At 55.3% G+C, this 17,058-nt stretch carries 15 protein-coding genes; 6 read left to right on the forward strand and 9 right to left on the reverse strand.

Features of this window, described 5'->3' with window-relative positions; all coding sequences use genetic code 11:
* Positions 1 to 142 precede the first annotated feature (142 nt).
* Positions 143 to 943 carry a Tic22 family protein gene (locus L1047_RS15465; protein ID WP_235279902.1) on the reverse strand — a complete coding sequence of 267 codons (801 nt, stop codon included), beginning with the start codon at positions 941 to 943 and terminating at the stop codon, positions 143 to 145.
* A 408-nt stretch (positions 944 to 1,351) separates the two neighbouring features.
* Entirely contained in the window at positions 1,352 to 2,077 is a 726-nt protein-coding gene (locus L1047_RS15470; RefSeq protein ID WP_235279904.1) for an NUDIX hydrolase, read from the reverse strand.
* A gap of 319 nt (positions 2,078 to 2,396) precedes the next feature.
* Between L1047_RS15470 and L1047_RS15475 the strand changes: the two genes are divergently transcribed.
* Positions 2,397 to 2,636, forward strand: coding sequence for a DNA-directed RNA polymerase subunit omega (locus tag L1047_RS15475; protein ID WP_235279906.1), 240 nt, complete (start codon positions 2,397 to 2,399; stop codon positions 2,634 to 2,636).
* A gap of 82 nt (positions 2,637 to 2,718) precedes the next feature.
* On the opposite strand, the gene L1047_RS15480 is transcribed toward L1047_RS15475, so the two are convergent.
* From L1047_RS15480 to coaBC, 4 genes are all read right to left on the reverse strand, one after another.
* Complete coding sequence (locus tag L1047_RS15480) at positions 2,719 to 4,605, reverse strand: mechanosensitive ion channel family protein (RefSeq protein ID WP_235279908.1); 1,887 nt, start codon at positions 4,603 to 4,605, stop codon at positions 2,719 to 2,721.
* A gap of 10 nt (positions 4,606 to 4,615) precedes the next feature.
* Positions 4,616 to 5,734, reverse strand: a complete 1,119-nt coding sequence (gene cax / locus L1047_RS15485) for a calcium/proton exchanger (protein WP_235280100.1) — start codon at positions 5,732 to 5,734, stop codon at positions 4,616 to 4,618.
* A 221-nt stretch (positions 5,735 to 5,955) separates the two neighbouring features.
* On the reverse strand, positions 5,956 to 6,726 hold the full coding sequence (locus L1047_RS15490) for a hypothetical protein (protein ID WP_235279909.1): 771 nt from the start codon (positions 6,724 to 6,726) through the stop codon (positions 5,956 to 5,958).
* A 61-nt stretch (positions 6,727 to 6,787) separates the two neighbouring features.
* Complete coding sequence (gene coaBC / locus L1047_RS15495; RefSeq protein ID WP_235279911.1) at positions 6,788 to 8,011, reverse strand: bifunctional phosphopantothenoylcysteine decarboxylase/phosphopantothenate--cysteine ligase CoaBC; 1,224 nt, start codon at positions 8,009 to 8,011, stop codon at positions 6,788 to 6,790.
* Positions 8,012 to 8,403: 392 nt separating this feature from the next.
* Between coaBC and L1047_RS15500 the strand changes: the two genes are divergently transcribed.
* From L1047_RS15500 to L1047_RS15510, 3 genes are all read left to right on the forward strand, one after another.
* Positions 8,404 to 8,772, forward strand: a complete 369-nt coding sequence (locus L1047_RS15500; protein ID WP_235279913.1) for an AbrB family transcriptional regulator — start codon at positions 8,404 to 8,406, stop codon at positions 8,770 to 8,772.
* A gap of 242 nt (positions 8,773 to 9,014) precedes the next feature.
* A complete protein-coding gene (locus L1047_RS15505; protein ID WP_235279915.1) occupies positions 9,015 to 9,803 on the forward strand; it encodes an Ig-like domain-containing protein in 789 nt (262 codons plus the stop codon).
* A 155-nt stretch (positions 9,804 to 9,958) separates the two neighbouring features.
* On the forward strand, positions 9,959 to 11,668 hold the full coding sequence (locus L1047_RS15510; RefSeq protein WP_235279917.1) for a helicase HerA domain-containing protein: 1,710 nt from the start codon (positions 9,959 to 9,961) through the stop codon (positions 11,666 to 11,668).
* A 28-nt stretch (positions 11,669 to 11,696) separates the two neighbouring features.
* Here the strand turns inward: L1047_RS15510 and L1047_RS15515 are convergent, their stop codons facing one another.
* A complete protein-coding gene (locus L1047_RS15515; protein ID WP_235279919.1) occupies positions 11,697 to 12,704 on the reverse strand; it encodes a zinc-binding dehydrogenase in 1,008 nt (335 codons plus the stop codon).
* Between the two features lie 495 nt (positions 12,705 to 13,199).
* Here L1047_RS15515 and L1047_RS15520 point away from each other — a divergent pair, with 495 nt between their 5' ends.
* Both L1047_RS15520 and msrA read left to right on the forward strand, forming a co-directional pair.
* Positions 13,200 to 13,391: a hypothetical protein gene (locus L1047_RS15520; RefSeq protein WP_235279920.1), complete on the forward strand. Its 192-nt coding sequence runs from the start codon at positions 13,200 to 13,202 to the stop codon at positions 13,389 to 13,391.
* A gap of 94 nt (positions 13,392 to 13,485) precedes the next feature.
* Positions 13,486 to 14,151 carry a peptide-methionine (S)-S-oxide reductase MsrA gene (gene msrA / locus L1047_RS15525; RefSeq protein WP_235279922.1) on the forward strand — a complete coding sequence of 222 codons (666 nt, stop codon included), beginning with the start codon at positions 13,486 to 13,488 and terminating at the stop codon, positions 14,149 to 14,151.
* Positions 14,152 to 14,169: 18 nt separating this feature from the next.
* Here msrA and L1047_RS15530 read toward each other — a convergent pair whose 3' ends face one another.
* Positions 14,170 to 15,339, reverse strand: a complete 1,170-nt coding sequence (locus L1047_RS15530; RefSeq protein WP_235279924.1) for a SpoIID/LytB domain-containing protein — start codon at positions 15,337 to 15,339, stop codon at positions 14,170 to 14,172.
* Between the two features lie 230 nt (positions 15,340 to 15,569).
* The gene (gene atpD / locus L1047_RS15535) at positions 15,570 to 17,006 is read right to left on the reverse strand and encodes a F0F1 ATP synthase subunit beta (protein WP_235279925.1); all 1,437 of its coding nucleotides are present in this window, start codon (positions 17,004 to 17,006) and stop codon (positions 15,570 to 15,572) included.
* Between the last annotated feature and the right edge of the window lie 52 nt (positions 17,007 to 17,058).

Raw genomic sequence — 17,058 nt, forward strand, 5'->3', positions numbered from 1 at the left:
TTTCACAGTTCTATAACAGTTGCAAAAAGTAGATAAGATACCTGGAAAAAAGGACTTTCCTACTTTTCAGAAAAATTGCCGTTCCGTGGAGTACAAAATCTCCAGCTGGAGACTCTCAGGAACCGCCAGAATCACTGGGTAACTAGGGATTGGCAGGACGAGCCAAAGACTGGATGTACTCGAGAGAGGAGCGAGAGGGAATAAAGGCGATCTTTTGCACATCCGCTTGGGCATCGGGAGCCAACATGCGCTCCACCACAATTGCCAAAGAGGTGACTTCAATCTGAGTTTGCTGGACTACGTCGGGGTTTTGCGCTGCCGCCCGATCCAAAGCCCCCCTGAGGTCGTTGCGGTCGAAGAAGAAGGGCACGACTTCATAGCCATCCTGTTCGATGGTGAGTAAGCCTTCCCCAGAGCGGCCATAGAAGAGGGGCACGCCAATCGCTTCGGGGGGCACATCTTGGCCGGTTTGCTGCAGCACTTGCTTAGCAGCTTCTACATCTGAAGAACGAGGCACCACCTCGAAGAGCAGATCCCCATTTTTGGCTCGCTCTTCTTCCGACTTTTCGTAGGCATATCCCAACGAGAGGGGTACCACTCGAGCTTGACCAGCCACCTCTGGGTTACTGGTCTTTACCTGCTGCAAAACCTGTTGGGCCTGAGCTTGATCCAACCAAAATGAAGCCACTTGTATCGTGCGGCCTTCCCGATCCACATTGGCCACAACGGGGGTGCCATCCTGAGACACAATCGCAAAAACCGGCACCAAATTCAGCCGCTCCGCCACCTCCTGGCGACTCATGGGGCCAGCCGGCGCTGCTTGAGCCAACAAATAACTCTCTTGGGCCAGAACCGGAGCCACGTTTACACCGCCCCAAGCGATGCCCATCAGGATCCCGGCTATACCACCCGCCTGAGCTGCTCGGCGCAAAAAGGATGCCATAGGCGCTACTACAAGCACTACATTGCAGCACATCACTCTCATCTCAACTCCCGGCATTCTGCCTTGTTCTGGTCACTATGGGGTCAGATCCCTGGGCACTAGCGTTTAAGGCTTTCGGCCTGCTGACTCAACTCAGTCGACGCTAGCAATGCGGCACACTCCCGGTGTTAGGGATCCAGGTCGGTCATGGCTGACAACAACCCCGGCACACCTATCTTGATGAGCGCTCTTGAACCACCCTAGAAGCCAAGGTTAAAACATCTGCTTGGCCACTGTCGAGGGGTAAAGCCCCTGTTTGGGGTGGGGATCCCGCATCACCCATACTATATACGGAGTAGCCCAAAACCGATCCACGCTAAATGCAGATTTCAATTGAGATCCAAGGCCACGAGGAGGGATCCGGATCCCTTAGACGAACACCATCGGTTTATGGCGGATTTTCTCAAAAGCTGCTGCATCAAAACAGTAGAGGGTTGCCGGTCGGCCTGCTCCCTGAGTACTCTTCTGGCCGGTATTGCGCAAAATGCCCAACTTGAGTAAGCGAGCCCGAAAATTGGAGTAGTCGGAGAAGCTCTCCCCCAAAACGGTGCCGTAGAGTTGATAAACCTCCCCCAAGGTGAAGGTGCTGGGCAAGATGTCGAAAGCAATCGGGCTATACTCCAGCTTGGCGCAAAGGCGACGGCGGGCGTAGCGACAAATTTCTTCGTGGTCAAAAGCCAAAGGCGGAACTTGATCGGCAGGATACCAGGCGATGCCCTCCACTCCATCCGCCAACAGTTGGGCATCCTGGAAACGCACCAGAGCGAAGTAGCTGACGGACAAATAGCGTACCCCGTAGCCATCGGCAGCTTCGCGGGGATCCCGTTCTGGCCCGCCAAAGGTATAGAGTTGCTCTAAGTAGAGATTCTCAACACGGATTTTTTCCGCCAGGATGCGATAGGCTGCCGCCTCTAGGGATTCTGCACGGCGCACCAGAGTGCCCGGCAAGGCCCAACAACCACGAAAAGGCTCCTCCCGCCGCCGCACCAACAGCACCAGCAGGCGATTCTGTTCCGTATCGATAGAGAAAATGACCGCATCTACCCCAACTCGGAACTCCGCCAGGCTGCTCCGCTCCTCTGGCATGCTCCCCATGACGCGGGATCCCTGCATAGACTGGCCCTGATCCTCCACCAACAGCCTACCCAGTTTGCTGCCGGATGGGGATCTGTAGGCTTGATTCTGTTCAACGCCAGTCCACCCTAGAGCACTTCAAGCTCGTGACAACTCCCGACACCCATCTTTATCTTTAAATTAAGTAAACACAATTCAGATGGACAATTCAGATAGAGTGCGGGCTAGGAACGGCCTGCGGTCTACCCGTCGATGAGCTAACTGATTGCGCTTTTCCCGCAATGACTGGGTAACCTTGCTACGATGAGGATCCCTTTAGCAACAAGACGAGACTTCAACTATGGCCCTGCGCAACAATCACCTTGCCATTGACAACGACGAGCTGATGCGTCGGGTGGAAAATCTAATCAATGCCTCCAAAAACCGCTATCGCATTACTGTGATCGTGGCCAACCGTGCCAAGCAGCGCCGCTATGAAGCTCCTGACGATATGGAAGATGGCTGGATGAAGCCGATCCGCCGTGCGGTAATCGAAATGTCGGACGAGCTGACTGCACCCGAAATTATTGGCGACGAATAAGGGCAAATAAATAAATAAGGATTTAAGAACCAAGGACAAGCTACCCAACCTCAAGCCATGCCTGAGGGGATCCTAGGGGATCCTAGTTGCGATGGGATCCCTCCATCAAGCTCTCGGAAGAGGGTTTGTCTTCTACGGGCTCGTATGGGCTAGTACGGGCGCGAAGCTGCGATTCCATCAGGTGCAGCAGCCGTTGGGTTTCTTCTGAGCTGAGGCCTTGAATGTGCATCTGCAGGGGGTGGCGGAACCCCAAGGTTTGCTGGGGAAAGGGGATCTGGATCCCAGCTTGGTCAAAGGCATGTTTGAGGCGACGACGGTACTCCCGCGCCACTTTCCACTGCTGTAGGGGTTGCACCTTAATCCAGATGCGCAGGGTTATCCCCCGTTCCCCCAGGTGATCGACGCCGTGCATCTCTGGCAGATCCAAAATTTTCTCTCGCCAAACGGGCTCTCGGTACATCTCCAGGGCTACCCGCTCGGTGATGTATATCGCTTGCTCCAGATCATTTTCGTAGGCGATCACAATGGCCAGATCCACCCGTGACCACCCGTTGGAGAGGTTTTCTACCACCCGAATCGCACTGTTGGGGATAGAGATCAAGGTGCCTTCAGTGTTGCGCAATTGGGTCAGCCGGAGATCCATGTGTTCCACCAAGCCACCCCGCCCATCCACCACGATCACATCCCCTTCGGCAAACTGATCCTCCACCAAAATCAATAGGCCATTGATGATGTCTTTAATGAGATCCTGCGCCGCCAGGGAAATGCCCAAGCCGATAAAGCCAAGGCTAGCCACCAGGGGGCCAATATTTACCCCCACCAGAGCCAGCCCCACCAGGGATCCCACCAAAACCAGGGTGGTGGCCGTGATCCCTTTCGAGACCCCGGCAAAGGTGCTGAGGCGTTTGCTGAGGCGATAGGTGGGGGTTGTGGGGGCATTTTGCCACTGTTCCTGGCGCAGAGCCGCGAAGAGATTATCCAGCACCAGGCCACTCAGCCAAACACTGCCGTAGGTGGCCAAGCCCACCCCCGCCAGCCGCAATAGGGGACCCCGCAGAGAAATGAGAAAAAAAGTTTGTAAAGCCCGAGTTTGTGGGAATAGGCCCAAGCTTACTCCCACGCCACCCATCCAGACGCCAAGTTGAACCAAGCGCAGCAGACGAATTTGCAGCTCTAAGTAGGATTCCTGCCGTTTGCGCTGGGCCTGTTGTTCCAAAAGGATCGGATCCACACCCAGTTGATCTTCCTCCTGAAGGCGTTCCTGAACTTCGGCCTGAATAGCACTGTATTCCGCCTGTAATGCATCCCGTTGTTGGGTGAGGCGCTGGCGTTCCCGCTTACATAACTGCCCCATGCCCCAAACCGCCACCAGGAGCCCGAGGGCAATCAATCCCTGCCGGCGCAAAAACTGGGGCTGCCGCTCCTGCTGCGAGGTGCGTAGAGCCTGCTCAACAATGTTGGCCACCTGTTCTGCCCAATCGATGGCCTGAGTTCCCTGCAGTTGGGCATCGAGGGAGGTGACCGTGAGCAGATATTGTCCGTTGACCTGAACCACCGGCTGGTTGGTCTGGGCATCGATGGCCACCGATACCTCCAGAGTGTCCAGATCCAGAGGCATGGCAGCCAGGCGACGCAAGGTTTGTTCGATGGAGCGGATCCGCTGCGACACCGGCGGGGTACTACCGGGATCCCCCTGTGGAGCAGTCACCAAAAACAGACGCCGACCATCCAACGTGACTGCTCCGGTTTGAACGGAGGAGGTCGGCAGGCTAAGCGCTTGCCGTAACTCTTCGATGGCATCCACCGTATTCAGCAAAGGCAGGTTGGGCAGCGAGGTGCTGTTAGTGGCGGGGGCTTCCTGTCCCCAGGTGGGTGGGGCCGCCAAGACGATGCCCAGGAGCGATAGCCAAAGCAGGGATCCCGTTCTCCCAAGCTTTGGCCTGTGCGGATGGCGTTGGTGATGCGGCATGAGCCGAATCTCAGTCGAGGAAGAAAAAAGCGATGCCCAGGATGGTGTAGGTGGCCAGAAGTAACAACCCCTCCAACCAGTTGGACCGTCCATCGCTGCTGACGGAATTGATCAACAAGACCGAGACGGCGATCGCCACCAATTCCACCATGCCGAAGTTAAAATTCATCGGTTGATGGAGCACATCCCCTGCCAGCACAAGTAAAGGCGCCACAAACAGGGCAATTTGCATCGTCGAACCGAGAGCCACTGAGAAGGATAGATCCATCTTGTCTTTCATGGCCACCGTTACCGCCGTCGCATGTTCTGCGGCATTGCCGATAATCGGCAGCAGGATCACCCCCATGAATAGGGGCGTGACGTGAAAGTGCTCCAGGGTGCTCTCCAGGGTGCCCACCAGCAGCTCAGACTCCACCGCCACCAGCACCGTCAACCCCAGCAGAGCCAGCAGCCAAGGCCACACCCCGACTTGCTCTGGAGGCGCTGTCAACACCTGGGGAATGGATCCCTGAGCTTGCAACACCGGATTGGGGGCAAGGCGGTCGGCGGCTTCATCTTCGGCGGCCTCCGCTTCGTGAATGCTATAGAGGTAGCTGTGGGTTTTCAGGGAGAACAGCAACGTCAACCCATACACCCCGATCAACACCAAGGCCACCGCCGTAGAGAGTTCCTGAATCGATAGCTCCCCCAAGGTGACATCGGCATAGGTAACCACGCTGGGCAAGATCAAGGCCACCACCGCCAGGTTCATCACGGAAGCATTCATGCGCGCCACTTCCGGACGAAAGCTCTGCTCCCGAAACTTAATGCCCCCCAAAAACATGGCCAAGCCCGCTACCAAGAGCAGGTTACCGATGATCGAGCCGGTAATCGAAGCCTTGACCACATCTACTAACCCGGCCCGCAGCGCCACCAACCCGATGATCAACTCCGTGGCATTGCCAAAGGTGGCATTCATCAGTCCCCCGATGGTGGGTCCTGTGAGGGCGGCAACCTCTTCGGTGGCTTGACCCATAAACTTCGCTAGGGCCACCACCGCCAAAGCGGCACAAACAAAAACCAGATTGGGATCCCAACCTTGGAAATGCCCAACCCAAGACAAAGGGATCCCGGCCAATAACAGAATCATCAAGTTGTTCAAACCTTTCTGCCAACCTTCAGCAGAACGATCGGGAGAAACCAGCGGATTTGCATCAGCAAGGGTCATAGTCGCACAAGGGGGGAGAAAAAACGTGGAGCCAACAGAGGCTATTAGGAGGAGAACTGCCCAACCCCAGCGTCTCCAGACGATCAGTAGGGCACCCCCAAAAGTCTAGCGGTTGTGAGGAGGGGTTGAATAGGTGCCGGGAGCTACGGAGAGATGACATGGGTGCGTTCTAGCTGACGGGCGATCTCGGCCCCCAGTTGATCCGATAACCGTCGCGGATCGGTGATTTTTAGAACGCTGCTGCCCTCCACCTCGAAGGGAAAAGATCCCGCTACTCCATCACGGGGCATTTGCACCAATAGCAACTGCTCGGGGCGCTTTGATTGCAGAGCATAACCCAACTCCAGACACACCTGCGGGCTGGGCAACGGGCGGCCATGACCATTCACCTGTACAGGCGTGACATCAGCCACCACCAGCAGGGCATGCTTGAGCTTGCGAATCAGGGCGGCATCGATGAGCAGGGGTTCCGCCTCAGCTAGGGGGGATCCCTCCAACTGGAGGGGGATGCTGAGCTTGTGTTTGCGGTTCAGGGTATCCACTACCGCCTGGAGGGTGCGCTGTAGGATGTTGCTGGATTCGGGGTAGTCCAATTGGCCGCAAAAGTAGATCGTCGGCTCCGTCATGCTCAGGGCGGCGCGTTTGTTAAAGTAGATCTCGCGGCTGATCAAATCCAAGTTAGAGATGCTGTAGGCACCGCTGCCCTCGATGTAAAACTCCACCAACTCCCCTTCCAGGTAGCGCTGCCACCAAAGGGAGGTTTTCACCTGCTCCACATCATCGAGAAAATCGGCTCGCATGGCTGTTTTGAGCAAGCCGGTGCGACTCAGACGCAGATCAGGGCTTTTCTGCTGAACTTGGGAGGCGGATAGAACGGAGTCCAAATACCAGGCTTTCAGGACAATGATCGCCATGGGATCCCTCTGAGTTTAGCCTCAAAGGTACCTGATTTTTTCGGAGAGCGTTATACCCCATTCAACCCAACTGAAGCGCCAGATCCAGCAGTCGATGGGCCATGATCGATTTTGTACAAGGAAGGATTGTTTCAATGTTTCCGCAGCGCGGGATCCAATAGCCCTGGTTATGAAGGCTTCCAAATCCACTGTCCGGTAGATCGATTGGGTTGGCCACGATGGCATCCAGTCCTTTCTGGTGCAGTTTGGCTTGAGCGGGCGGTAAAGGATCCCCCGTTTGCGCAGCAAAGCCAATGATGCGTTGATCGGGGTGTTTGCTCTGGCTTAAAGTCCCCACGAGATCGGGGATCTGTTCCAAGGGCAGCATCTCCGGCAACTGCGCTTTCGGTAACTTTCCCGCATAGGGCTGAGAGGGTCTCACATCTCCAACGGCAGCAGCCATCCAAAGCATATCCACCTGCGGGAAGAGGGTACTTAATGTGTTCTCCAATTGGGCAGCGGTCTCTACAGCAAGGGCTTGAATGCCGAATGGTTCCGGCTGAAATGGGATCCCGAGCGGCCCATGTACCATGGTCACGCTTGCCCCCCGACAGGCGGCCGCCACAGCTAAAGCGATTCCCATCCGACCACTGGCAGGGTTGCCGATAAACCGCACCGCATCGATCGGTTCTCGGGTACCGCCGGCACTAACCAAAACCCGTTTGCCCTGCCAGTCCCGTTGCCCCTTTGTCCACACCAAGGCCAGCGCATATTCCTGCAATGCTTCGGGCTCCAACATGCGTCCTTCCCCCACAGCATCACAGGCCAAACGCCCACTAACGGTCGGTAAGGCCCAAAAGCGGGGATCCCGCTGTAATAGCTGCCAATTCTGAGCTACAGCCTGAGCCCGCCACATTTGAGTATTCATGGCTGGAGCCACCGCCACCGGACACTGGGAAGCCAGCACTACATTGGTGAGCAGATTGTCTGCAAGGCCATGAGTCAATTTACTTAATGTATTGGCCGATAGTGGGGCGATCAAAATGGCTTCTGCCCATTCTCCCAACTCGATGTGCAGAGGACGGCCCCGTGTTGATTGCCAAAACTCCACGTCGGTCAGAGTCGGTTGTCGGGACAAAGCCGCAAAGGTGAGGGGAGAAACAAATTTTTCTGCTGCCGCCGTTAGAACCACTTTCACCTCTGCTCCCTGTTGGACCAACCCAGAGACTAAGGCACAGGTTTTGTAGGCAGCAATTCCCCCACTTACCCCGATGAGGAGGCGCCGACTTGACCAAAAGGGATCCATGCAGAGTTGACAACAAAACAATCTTGATTCCAGTTTCCCTGTTTTTGTTCGATTCCGCCGCTAGAATCCGAATCTATAGGCTAGAGATACTTTGGTCTGCATACACGACGTTGCCGAGAACATTACCTTTGTCCTGCATGGGTTGTCCATCCACCTGACGACAAACCGCTCTTCTCAACTGACGTGAAAGTTTCAGCACAGACAATCACCAACGATGTCATCAGGGAAGTCAATTTCCACTGCTGTTTTGCGCACTCTATTCGCTGGCCAAAATCAGATCAGTGAACTTATTTCATTGGATAAGAACAGGTTTGATCGAAACTCTATTGCAAGTTCTGTTTCTTTCTGGCTACACTAACTGTTGTCCTCAAATCATCTTGATATGTCTTGATATGGCTACAACCACCAAAGCAAAACCGCTGACCGGACAAGAACTCCTCGATAAGGTGACTTCGATGGAGAACGTGGATCGCAAAGAAAAGGCTCGTGCCTGTGGTTATGTCACCTACACCAAGAATGGCCAAGAGCGTGTGAATTTGATGCAGTTTAACAATGCCCTGCTCAAGGCTGTCGGTGTCGATCTGGATGCTAGCGATGAAAATGGATCTCGGGGTCGCGCACCCACCTTCCGTGTGTCAGTTCATAAGAATGGCAACCTACTGATTGGCGCTGCCTACACCAAGAAGATGGGGCTCAAGCCCGGTGATGAGTTCGAGATTAAGTTGGGCCACCACAACATCAAACTAGAGCGCCTCGACTAATCTCTTAATCTCTCTTCGTTTGTCGGTTCAGGCTCTCCATGGCCGAGAGCCCACTCCAGGTAAGGTTTTACTCCCAATCTTCTGTTTTCCTGAGAGTGTCGGAGGGGCAAGTAGCTCCCCAGGTTAGTTTTCTTAACCAAGGGATCTCTGGTGGATAGGGATCCCTAATGATTCGTATCAACAAGCAGATTGGCTGCTATGCAGTTCGTTATCCTGAGAGCAGATGAATTTGGGCTGTGGCGATGAGTAATCGGACATTTCAGAACCTTTCTCGCCATTGGCGACGGTGGCGAACTTGGGTGGGGCTATTGTTGCTGGGGGTGGTTTTCGTTGGGATCAAGTCTTTTTCCCCTGTTTGGTCCCAAAACGAGTCTCCTTTGCAGTGGGTTTCTTCTCAGCCCACCCCTGAACAACGGGATGTCTATGTGGATGGGGTGATTCGGTTGCAATTTAATCAGCCCTTGGATACCAATCTGCGCCGTTTGGTCGCAGATCTGGATCCCCCGGCACCGGTGATTTTTGATGTGCAAGGGAATGAGCTATTGCTGAAATCTCGGGATCCCTTGAACTTTAGTACCGATTATACCCTCACAGTTTCTCCTCAGGAAGGGTTGCCCCTAGAGCAGGCGATACGGCTACCCTTTCGCACTGAGCCGGAATTCACCTATGAAAAAGATATCAAGCCGCTATTGGAAGCCAGTTGTGTGGGCTGTCATCAACCCGCTGGGCGTCAACGTACCCAATTGTTAGACAGCTACGAAGCAACTTTGGCCTATGTGACACCGGGAGATGCCAACAGCGAATTGCTCAATCCTCGCTGGACGGGCCGTCATGCCACTATCCTGAATGTGAATAACCCCAACCGCCCCCAACCCCGAGGTGGATCCCCTGAAATTGCCTACATTCAAGCCCGCGGACTGCCCTTGTCCCGTCTTGGCTTCTGGACACCGGAAGAAGTGGAGATTGTCCGCACCTGGATTGTGCAGGATGGGGCCCCCCAGACCAGCGCTCGTGTGCAGGCGGGTGAGTAGATAAAAGACCTATGAAAGAGTCTTTGAAGTGAAAGCAAAAGGCGAAAGACCGACATCTGAAAGACATCTGAAGTACAAAAGTAAAAATAAAACAACAAATAAGATCCTCAAAACACCAACAGACCCCCTCGGATCTGTTCTGGAGCCCCATAGCTATGACCGCTTCGCAACCTTTGGCCACCGTCATTCAGGGATCCCTGAGCCGCGGACTGGAAGCTCGCCTCAACCCTGGCATTTCGGTGGAAGATCTGCGGGTGGGTAAGTTTATGGTCATTCAAGGACAACGGAACCGCTTCTTCGGCCTGCTCACGGATGTCACCCTTGAGGTCAGCAACAGCCAGATCTTGATCAACCCACCTCGCCCGGAAGAGGTGCTGCTGCGGGAAGTTTTGGCCGGTACCAGCACCTATGGCATCATCGCCCTCACCCCGATGTTGATGTTGGTGCCACGGGAGACCGAAGTAGAACGGGAGTATTCTCTGGCCAATCCAGACTTGGCAGAACCTCAAACGGCCCCTACCCCTGCCAGCATGGAACTGTTGCCCGTCAAAACGGTACCGGCCCATTTCTCACAGGTATACGAGGCGCGGGAGCTGGATTTTCGCACCGTATTCGGTTGGGAAGAAGATCCGAATCGGCGCAACTTTGCCATTGGCCAGCCGATCGACATGCCCGTCCCCATCTGTCTGGATCTGGATCGCTGGGTGGAGCGCAGCAACGGCATTTTTGGTAAATCTGGCACCGGCAAATCTTTTCTAACTCGCTTGATCCTCTCGGGCATCATTCGCAAACGGGCGGCAGTGAACCTAATCTTCGATATGCACTCAGAATATGGCTGGGAGGCAGCCACCGAAGGGAAGCAATTCAACACCGTCAAAGGCTTGCGACAACTGTTCCCTGGTCAAGTGCAAATCTATACCTTGGATCCCGATTCCACCCAGCGGCGGGGGGTGCGTGATGCTCAGGAACTCTACATTGCCTACAACCAAATCGATGTAGAAGATCTGGCGCTACTGGCGGGAGAGTTGAACCTGTCGGAAGCCAGCCTAGAAAATGCCATCATCCTACGCAACGAGTTTGGCCGCGATTGGATCAGCCGTCTGTTGAGCCTCTCCAACACCGAGATTCAAGAGTTTTGCGAGCAGAAAATGGGCAATAAAGCTTCGATGATGGCTCTGCAACGCAAGCTAACCCGCCTCGATGACCTGAAATACATCCGCAACAGCCTGCCCCACAACTACATCGGCCAAATCCTGGATGCCCTCAGTCGTGGTATTCATGTGGTGATCGAGTTCGGATCCCAGTCCAACTTGCTCTCCTACATGTTGGCCACCAACGTGATCACCCGCCGTATTCACCAAGCTTATGTTCATCAGGCGGAGCGGTACCTGCAATCCAAAAATCCCCTCGATAAACCGCGCCAGCTCTGTATCACCATCGAAGAGGCGCACCGTTTTTTGGATCCCCGCGCAGCCAAGCAAACCATTTTCGGCACCATTGCCCGCGAGATGCGCAAATATTTTGTTACTCTGCTGGTGGTAGATCAGCGCCCCTCCAGTATCGACAGCGAAGTGATGTCGCAACTGGGCACCCGTATCACTGCCCTGCTCAATGATGACAAAGATATCGAAGCGGTCTTCACGGGGGTAGCGGGTAGCCAAAACTTAAAAACCGTGCTGGCCAAGCTGGACTCCAAACAACAAGCCCTCCTCCTCGGCCATGCTGTCCCCATGCCGGTGGTGGTGCAGACCCGTCCTTATGATCAGCAGTTTTATGTTGAGATTGCCGATCCCGATTGGTCGCAGGCTTCGGATGCGGAGGTGCTCCTGGCGGCACAACAAGCTAAGGCAGATTTGGGGTTGTAGCGAGTTATCTCAGCAGCAGGGTCGAGTCCTAGGGGATCAACACCACCTTCCCCTGCACCAACCGTTGGCTGAGGTAGTAGTGAGCATCGGCTGCAGCTCCTAGGGGAAAGATTTTGTCTACCACCACCTGCAATTTGCCCCCATCCACCAAAGCCGCCACCTGCTCCAAAATCCATCGTTGATGGGCCAGGGCGGTAGGGAGATTCATCAGTTGCGGGGTGAGCATAAGGGTAAATTGAATGTCTAAGTTGCGCTGGCGGGCCACTTTCCAGGGGGTATCTGGAGCTGGTTCGAGGAGGGTACAGAGGCGGCCATAAGGACGCAGAGCCTGAAAGGTTTGGCCGAGGGTGGCGTCGCCGACGGTATCAAGGGCAAAATCAACCCCTTGACCCGCCGTCCAGTCAAGCACTGCCTCCACCCAGTTGTCTGTCTTGTAGAGGATAGTTAAGGTGGCACCTAGCCGTTCTACAAATTGGGCCTTGGCCCTAGAGCCAACGGTGGTGGCTACAGCCGCCCCCAATTGCCGTGCCAGTTGAATTGCCAAATGCCCTACCCCTCCTGCGCCGGCGTGAATCAGGAGGGTCTTGGGAGTGGCTTTGGGGAATGCAGGGTTGCCCCGATCGCCCAGAGCTTCCCAAGCGGTGATGACTGCTAAGGGTAAGGCTGCGGCCTGAACGAAGGACAAAGACTTGGGTTTGTGGGCAAGGGCTATTTCGGGAGCAACCGTGTACTCAGCGTAACAGCCGCCCCGATCCCCTAGGCCACCGTAGCAAAAGTACACTTCGTCTCCCACCTGAAATTGCCGTACTGCCGAACCCACAGCAACCACTACCCCGGCTCCATCACACCCCAGGATCGCCAGCCCCCGATCCGGGTAAAAGGTGCCTCGCTGCCGCAACTTGGTATCAATGGGGTTGACACTGGCGGCCCGCAGTTGGATTTTTACCTCGTTAGGAGCCTCAATCTCAGGCTCCGGCAGATCCCGCAGAACCAATACTTCTGGATCGCCGAATTCTTTGATGACAATGGCTTTCATGTACCTTCAGGGGACTCTTGAAGAGGTTAGCAAATGGTTCGGTTGATAGGAACCCTCTTGTCGCTTGACCAATGCACAAACGCAAATAATGCACAAATACAGTGCGGGGCTAGGAACGACCTGCGCTCTACCGGTTGATTCAGCTCCAAAAAGGCGTTGACTGTGATCTGGATCCTGGCCAGTTGGCCCCCTTTGCTCTATGACGGGGATATCCATTGCGGAGCCCTACTGCTATGCGTTTTGCTACTTTGCCCCCCCTCAGTCTGGGTCTAATCGCCAGCTGCCTGCTGTTCGGCCAACCTTCCACATTGGCCCAATCTTTTTATAATCCTTTATAATCCGATCCCGCTCAGGGCTGGAGAAGCCGTCGAGTCTGCCTTAACTCCAGAAGACATTCCTACCGGCGAGGTTGGGGCTTTTCACCGCGACTACTGCATCCGGGTAGAGTCGGGCACTTATCTGGCCATAGAGCTGTCTTCCGAGGATTTCGACACGGTGGTGCGGCTGCTCGGCTCGGATGGCAGCCTATTGGGAGAAAATGATGATGCCAACTACGAAACTACCAACTCGATTTTGGTTAGCCGCGTGGAGCCGGGCCAAGACTACACCATTCGGGTGGGCAGCTATGGGGAAGTCGGGGCGGGGCGTTTTCAGTTGAAGGTGATCCCGCTGCGCCCGGTGGACTAGCCTAGACGAAGGCTTGGGCTGTGAGCCCATCAGCCGTTGGCTGAGCATTCCCTAGCGTTCACTGATCAAGAGAAGAGTAAAGAGAAAAGCTCTGATGTTGAACCTGCGTCGCTGGATCCTGGTTGTTTTGAGTGTGTGTCTCTGGGTGGGGGGGTGCTCTGCTTCCCATTCGCAGCAGCCCCTTTTGCTTGCGGATCCGCCGGCGGTAGCCACCTTTGCGGGGGGCTGTTTTTGGTGCATGGAGCCGCCCTTCGATAAGCTACCGGGAGTTTTGAGCACCACCTCCGGCTACATGGGAGGGCATACCCCGGATCCCACCTACCCAGAGGTCTCTCGAGGCAATACCGGCCATTACGAGGTGGTGCAGGTGGCTTACGACCCTGAGGTGGTCACCTATCCAGAGCTGTTGCAGGTGTTTTGGCGTAATGTGGATCCCTTCGATGCGTCAGGGCAATTTTGTGACAAAGGAGATCAATACCGCTCTGCCATTTTTGTAGGCAATGAAGCCGAGCGAGAGTGGGCCGAAACCTCTAAAGCTGCTCTAGAAAGTCGTTTTTCAGAGCCGATTGTTACAGCGGTGTTGCCGGCAGCCACCTTTTACCCCGCCGAAGATTACCACCAAGACTATTACCTGAAAAATCCGCATCGTTATCAGTTCTATCGCTACGCTTGTGGGCGGGATCGGCGCTTGGTAGAAGTCTGGGGCCAGGTGCGCCAGGAGCCGGTGCACAAGGATGAGTCCCACGAGATTGTGGATTGATTGCTGAGAGTTGATCGCTTAGCGTGTCTGCGTGAGCCGCACCCCTGGGAAATAGTGGTTGAGAATGTGTTGGGCTGTATAGCCCTGCTCAGCTATACCACGGGATCCCCACTGACACAGGCCGACCCCATGCCCTGCCCCCCGATAGGTGAAAGAGTACTGACGGGATCCCTCTGGAGGTTGTTCTAATGTAAAGCGATTGCTGGGGAGGATCCCCCACCCCAGGGTTTGGCCAAGACGCAATCCAAAGGTTTGCCCATCCCAAATGCGGGATCCAACGCGAATGCGCAGGGGTCGACCCCAGGGATCCGATTGCACCACCTGGAGATCTGAACTGCCCAGAGCTTGTTCTAGATCCGTCGCAGTGACCTGGACGGTGTAGGGGCCATAAAAGGGAGAATCTCGGCACCACTCACAGACGACCCCCTGCAGATAGGGGTGGGCGGGTGGGGCAAAAATATCCTGGTTGGCGCTGGTGTGGCCGCCGCAGGTGGAGTGGAACAGAGCGGCGATCGGTTGCCCATCCCTCGGATCGATCAGGATCTGTCCTTGGGTTGAGCGAACGGCGGCAGTGGTGGCGGCAGTTTCGTAGGTGAGGCCCCCATAGACCTGATCGGCGGTGGAGTCGCGGAGACGGGATCCCTCGGGAAGATCCACTCCTAGCCTGGGTTGCAGATAGGGAAGCGCCAACGTGCGGGCGAGAATCGCCTGTGCTTGTAGAGCGGCAGCCGGCCAGTCGGGGGGCATTTCGCTGGGCACCAAACCCCACAGGTATTCCTCCAGTTCTACCCAGTTGATCAGACGCATCTGGTCAGCAGCCTCAGGACGGATCTGCAGCAAACCCCGATAGCGCTGCCGTTCCCCGCTTGGGGAACGTAATTCTCCCCCCTGTAACCAAAGGGATCCCTGATAGCGACGCGGTTGCCCCGGCCCCGTTAAAAAAAGCTGCTGGTGATGGACATGCAGCCGCCAAGTTCCACCGGGAAAAGGTTGTCGCTCCAAAACAAAAGGCCCGGTCAATTCCAGGGTGGTCAGAGGATCCCTTCCCAAACGGCTGAACAGATCCACCGGCACCCAACCCCGCAGATTCACACGTCCTGGTGAAGTTTCAGCCTCAGCGGTTGGGGTGGAGATTGCCCACAGGGATCCCAGCACCATAATCCCAAGCTGTCGTCGGCGCATCGGCATGGATCTCCTGTGCATCCTCCCAATTTCTTCCCATAGCACATTACAGCCTTTATTTAGCATTATCTGATATGGCAGATTCAGGTCAATCCCTTGCCCCATAAAGTTTTTTGCCTAGCTCAAGAGCCTATGCGAAGCCGAAAAAGTGTATCCTGAAGCACATTAATTGACAGGATAAAAAATAAAAAAAGCCCCTTCAGGGGCCAAGCAAAAACGAGCCTGAGAAGAGAGCTTTAAGCCTTGGACTTGAGCTTCTCAGCCTTCTCAATCGCCTCCTCGATACTGCCTACTAAGTAAAAGGCTTGCTCCGGCAGACTATCCAATTCCCCAGACAAAATGCGTTGGAAACCCTTGATAGTATCTTCTAATTTCACATATTTTCCGGGAGAGCCGGTGAACACTTCCGCCACGAAGAAGGGCTGTGACAGGAAGCGCTCGATGCGGCGGGCCCGTGCCACCACCAATTTGTCATCTTCCGAGAGTTCATCCAGACCCAAGATGGCGATGATGTCTTGCAGCTCTTTGTAGCGTTGCAGAGTTTGTTTCACCGCTTGGGCTGTGGTGTAGTGCTCCTCCCCGACAATATCCGCTTGCAGAATGGTGGAAGCGGAATCGAGGGGATCCACCGCCGGATAGATGCCTTTGGCCGCCAAGCCGCGAGAAAGCACTACGGTGGAATCCAGGTGGGCAAAGGTCGTGGCCGGAGCCGGATCCGTCAAGTCATCGGCGGGCACATACACCGCCTGCACTGAGGTGATAGATCCCTGTTTGGTGGAGGTGATGCGCTCTTGCAGGTTGCCCATTTCAGTGGCCAGAGTGGGCTGGTAGCCCACCGCAGAAGGCATCCGACCCAGCAGAGCCGACACTTCCGATCCAGCTTGCACAAATCGGAAGATGTTGTCGATGAACAACAGCACATCCTGTTTGTTGGTGTCGCGGAAGTACTCCGCCATGGTCAGAGCCGTCAGCCCCACCCGCATGCGGGCACCAGGAGGCTCGTTCATCTGGCCGTAGACAAGAGCCACTTTGTCGAGCACACCGGATTCTTTCATTTCGTTGTAGAGGTCGTTCCCCTCACGGGTGCGTTCCCCCACACCTGCAAAGACCGATAGGCCGGAGTGCTCTTCGGCAATGTTGTGGATCAACTCCTGGATGAGTACGGTTTTGCCCACCCCGGCACCGCCAAATAGACCCACCTTACCGCCCTTTTTGAAGGGGGCGAGCAGGTCGATCACCTTGATCCCGGTTTCAAAAGGTTCGGGTTTGATGGTTAGATCGACAAATTCCGGCGCATCCCGGTGAATGGGCGAGAACTCTTGCGCCTGCACAGCCTCCCCCTGATCGACGGGATCCCCCAACACGTTGAAGATGCGACCCAGAGTGGGTTGCCCAACCGGCACGCTAATGGCAGAACCTGTGTCCACCACCTGCATCCCCCGCACCAGGCCGTCGGTGGAAGACATGGCCACGGCACGCACGCGATTATCTCCCAAAAGCTGCTGTACCTCGAAGGTGACGTTGATCTGAAGGCCGCTTTCGGTTGTCCCCTCCACCTTGAGGGCATTGTAAATCTCGGGCAGTTTGCCGCTGGGAAACTCGGCATCAATCACAGGCCCAATGACCTGAGTAACATAGCCGATATTGGTGGCAGTAGCGGTGGCAGTAACCATTGTTGAGGCTCAGCTCCTTATCTTATGTGCTCAGTGATGTCGGGTGTGAGAA

Source organism: Synechococcus sp. Nb3U1 (assembly GCF_021533835.1).
In the GTDB taxonomy this organism is placed as follows: Bacteria; Cyanobacteriota; Cyanobacteriia; order Thermostichales; family Thermostichaceae; genus Thermostichus.